General features: G+C 44.4%; 4 protein-coding genes. 2 read left to right on the forward strand and 2 right to left on the reverse strand.

Annotated elements, in window-relative coordinates; all coding sequences use genetic code 11:
* Nucleotides 1-1,696 (forward strand): hypothetical protein (locus tag AAGA18_15875; GenBank protein ID MEM9446819.1); only part of this gene is annotated, 1,696 nt, incomplete at its 5' end.
* Between the two features lie 204 nt (nucleotides 1,697-1,900).
* Nucleotides 1,901-2,176 carry a PLDc N-terminal domain-containing protein gene (locus tag AAGA18_15880; protein ID MEM9446820.1) on the forward strand — a complete coding sequence of 92 codons (276 nt, stop codon included), beginning with the start codon at nucleotides 1,901-1,903 and terminating at the stop codon, nucleotides 2,174-2,176.
* A 136-nt stretch (nucleotides 2,177-2,312) separates the two neighbouring features.
* Here AAGA18_15880 and AAGA18_15885 read toward each other — a convergent pair whose 3' ends face one another.
* Both AAGA18_15885 and AAGA18_15890 read right to left on the reverse strand, forming a co-directional pair.
* Nucleotides 2,313-3,182 carry an IS3 family transposase gene (locus AAGA18_15885; GenBank protein ID MEM9446821.1) on the reverse strand — a complete coding sequence of 290 codons (870 nt, stop codon included), beginning with the start codon at nucleotides 3,180-3,182 and terminating at the stop codon, nucleotides 2,313-2,315.
* A gap of 29 nt (nucleotides 3,183-3,211) precedes the next feature.
* A complete protein-coding gene (locus tag AAGA18_15890; GenBank protein ID MEM9446822.1) occupies nucleotides 3,212-3,478 on the reverse strand; it encodes a transposase in 267 nt (88 codons plus the stop codon).
* Nucleotides 3,479-3,551: the final 73 nt, after the last annotated feature.

Below are 3,551 nucleotides of genomic sequence, written 5' to 3' on the forward strand. Positions count from 1 at the left end.
TAGTGTCAACGTCGATGGAGTCACTGATGATGCTCCCGCCATTCAAAAAGCATTGAACGAAATAGCCACCATGGGAGGCGGTATCGTTCTGCTGCCGCAAATTTCGAGGAAGGGCTATGCCATACGAACACCCTTGAATGTTCCTGCTGGGGTCGAATTACGCTCCACCAATGAAAGCCACCGCAGTGCTTCACCAGGACGACCTATACCCGGTGCCTTGTTGCACATTTTTCATGGAAGAAACGATGAACAACCCACGATTACCTTAAATGAAGGGAGTGGACTGAAAGGGTTTTGTATTCACTATCCAGAGCAGCTCGCCAGTAATATCACTCCTTATTCCTACACCATTTTTTCCAGCGGGGATAATGCTTACATCCAGAATATGCTTTCGGTCAATGCCTATAATTTTGCCCACTTCAAAGACTCTAAAAATTTCTTAATAGAGAACGTACTGGCCTATCATATGCACAACGTCTACTTCATTGAAGGCTGTTTGGAGAGCCGGATCAATCGAAGTAATATTCGCGGTGAATGGCACAAGGATGTATTTGATTCCTATGATGTAGAAGGCTCATTGGGTGGATTTCACCTCGTCAATAACATCGGTTATAAGGTTCTGAATACGGATGGCCTGCAAATTTTCTCCACATTCACCCGCGCTTCCCATTGGGCGGGGCATTTTATCAACTCATCGATCCATGCACTGCAATTCAAAGGAGAAGCATGTCATAATGGCATTATGGTAGATGGGATTCCGCAGGGTAAAAGCGTCGAGTTGATTGGAACCTCCATTCGGGTCAACCGCAATATTTCGGACAAAGTGATATGCATAGAAGCCCGAGGCAAAGCTAATGACGGCGACTTGCGAATTTATTCGTCACTGCTAAATGGATACCCGGATCTCTTGCTAGGCTCAAAGAATTTGCCTTGCACTTTGCAGCAGTGTCACATCCAACTCAGTCCCTACAAATCAGGGAATTCAGGGATTCGTCTAGATGGCCAGAATCCAAGTACCGTTCGTATTGAAAACTGCGCGCTCACCGAAGCTTTCGTTCCTTCGCATATCGCCAATCTACCTGGGAACCGTTTGGAAATGGTCGGAAACATTGCTTTAGAAACTGCGTTCGGCTTTCCGGAAGATTCCATGCTCATTCAGGATTCTCTTTCTCCTCAAAGGCTCAACCGGTCTACACGTCTGGCAGAAGTTGCCAATCTCGGAACGCCCACGCTTTCGGCTCATCTCCATGAAGAAAAACCTTATGAAAACGGACTCAAATTGCTTACCAATGCGTATAATCGCGGAAAAGTGGAAATTACCGATCCTGAATTCATCTATTTCAAAGGCTATATCCCAGATAATCTCGAGAAAGAGTTACTGTTTGAAGTGACGCAAGACATGTTTTCACAAATGAATTCCAAGCCGGAAAAAGTTGCTGTAGTCGTCACCTTTGGAGGGCTTGAATCCGGCCAGTTCCATATCGAATACAAAGAACCCGGCAAAGCATGGAAACGCACCAAGAAAATTGTGCTCAAAGGAAACGTCGAACAACTAGGTAGTAAGGCCATGAACGTCCCTGCAGGCGTCTTAAAGAAAGGTAGTCAAATTCGCTTGGTGATCGAATCTGGCAATGCCTTATTTACCCAAGTGAAAGTAAAAGACATTACAAGTGCCCTACAGAAATTTCCTTTTTAATGCTCATATATTCCATCTTGAATCAAAACGTGCTGAATAGATGATAATCCAGGAACCCTTCAAAAGATTTGAACATTTAGCAAACAGCTTAAACTGTTCAGAGAAGCAAAGGTTCTAGCGTTTAGTCAATTATCCAATTCCCAAGACTGTAAAACCAATTGCTTAAACCACTTGGCTTACTTACTTTTTAAATGATTATAAATTATGAACATAAGCTTTAATCTAAATAGCGACATGACTCCTCTATTCATTAGTCTTGTCATCATATGGTTGCTTACAGTTTATTTTGTAGCTACCACAAAAACAAAAGATCCTGTAGATAGGATTGTTTGGTTACTCATCGTACTATTTTTAAACATCTTGGGTTCCGCCATCTGTATTTCATATAACTTTGTTAAATGGATTCAGAGTGGAAAAACTATTGATTTAAAAGCATCCGAAGAAGACATTAAAAAAAGGGCTAACGAAGCGAACTTATAAAACAAACGTCGAACAGGACAAGACGAGGAAATCGTGCCAGGAAACAAAACGAAGGAACAAGCTCACTTCACTACCTTATAAAAATGCCAAAAGCTAAGAAAAAGCCATTGTGACCTGAACCTAAAAGCTGAACACATCAAAAGTATAGTTCTGCCGTTTGTTTATCTTTCTTGTTGATACGTTGAGACGGAGCGAAGGCCGTAGGCCGAAGCGGAGTCTCAACGTCAGCCGCAAATTCTACCGGGGTCTTATAGCCTAGTGAGCTGTGCGGTCGTTGATGATTATATTGGCACCGGTAATCGCCGATGACAACCTTTGCCTCAAGCCGGTTTCCAAAGATCTCCCGCTTAAGACATTCATCTCCTATCTTACCGTGGAAGCTTTCAATGTGTCCATTTTCCCAGGGACTTCCCAGCTTGATATATAGTGTCTTAATGGCTTTTTGCCCAAGCCAGTCCTGTACAGCATAGGCTATAAACTCCGGACCGTTGTCACTCCGGATATGTTCAGGCACCCCATACTTCTCCATCGTTTTTGTCAGAATTGTGATCACATCCTCAGCCCGAATCGAATAATCCAGATAGTATGCCAACCACTCCCGGGTGAACTCATCGATGATTGTCAGGATGCGAAAGCGTCCTCCGTTCTCGGTTTGATCATGCACAAAGTCCCAGCTCCAGATATGATTAGCGTATCTAGCCGATTGTCTTTCGGCTGTGCTAGTGCCCCTGCGCCTCATTTTACGCTGTTTACGGCTCACTTGTAACCCGAGTTTACGCCGGATGCGTTGCACCCGCTTCTCATTGACTTTCCAGCCTTCTCGCCGAAGTAGCGCTGTGATCCTCCGGTAGCCATAACGTGGATGCTCACGCGATAGATCGACAATCCCAATGTGTAACAAACGGGAGCTTTCGCTGATCTTACCGTTCCAATACGCGCTAGCTCGCGGCAACCCAAGCGCACGGCATGCCTGGCTCTTATTACCAATACCTTCTTCGATCATCATGTTTACGGCCCTTCGCTTACTTGAAGGGCTTACCACTTTTTTGCGTTGACTGCCTTTAAGATGTCTATTTGAACCGCCTGGTCTGCCACTATTCGCTTCAGACGCGCATTCTCTTCGGCCATCGCACGCATTGCTCGTACATCAGAGACTTCCATCCCTCCGTATTGCCGCTTCCACTTATAGTAGGTCTGTTCACTTATGTTGTGCTTAGCACACAATGCTTTTACTGTCGTGTCGGCCTGGCCTTCTCTAAGAATCCCTACTATCTTTTCCTCACTATATTTACTTCTTCTCATTTCGTTTTGTCCTTCTGTTTTATCCAGACAAAACTATATTTTCAACCTGTCTAGTTTTTCGGAGTCAGGTCAA

The organism is Verrucomicrobiota bacterium (assembly GCA_039192515.1).
GTDB lineage: Bacteria > Verrucomicrobiota > Verrucomicrobiia > Methylacidiphilales > JBCCWR01 > JBCCWR01.